Origin of the sequence: Streptococcus infantis (assembly GCF_047465525.1) — a bacterium.
GTDB classification, from domain to species: Bacteria; Bacillota; Bacilli; order Lactobacillales; family Streptococcaceae; genus Streptococcus; species Streptococcus infantis_R.
This window is the reverse complement of record NZ_JASGZS010000068.1, coordinates 1-522: the sequence shown is the minus strand read 5'-3', so window position 1 is coordinate 522 and position 522 is coordinate 1. Positions and strand designations below refer to the sequence as shown.

General features: G+C 53.8%; 1 protein-coding gene. It reads left to right on the top strand.

What is annotated here, in order from left to right; all coding sequences use genetic code 11:
* Positions 1-522 (top strand): hypothetical protein (locus QM374_RS10755; RefSeq protein ID WP_414311743.1); only part of this gene is annotated, 522 nt, incomplete at both ends.

Below are 522 nucleotides of genomic sequence, written 5' to 3'. Positions count from 1 at the left end.
CCAGTGCAAGCCAATCAGCCAGCACGTCTGCAAGCCAAAGTGCTTCAACAAGCGCAAGTCAATCAGCCAGCACGTCAGCTAGCCAGTCAGCTTCAACAAGCGCAAGTCAATCAGCCAGCACGTCAGCAAGCCAAAGTGCTTCAACAAGCGCCAGTCAATCAGCAAGTACATCAGCTAGCCAGTCAGCATCAACAAGCGCAAGTCAATCAGCCAGCACGTCAGCGTCTGAGTCCGCATCAACCAGTGCGAGCCAATCAGCCAGCACGTCAGCAAGCCAAAGTGCTTCAACAAGCGCCAGTCAATCAGCAAGCACCTCAGCTAGTCAGTCCGCATCGACAAGTGCGAGCCAATCGGCAAGCACAAGTGCATCTGAATCAGCGTCAACCAGTGCGAGCCAATCAGCAAGCACGTCAGCAAGCCAAAGTGCTTCAACAAGCGCAAGTCAATCAGCAAGCACATCAGCTAGCCAGTCAGCATCAACAAGCGCCAGTCAATCAGCAAGCACGTCGGCAAGCCAAAGTG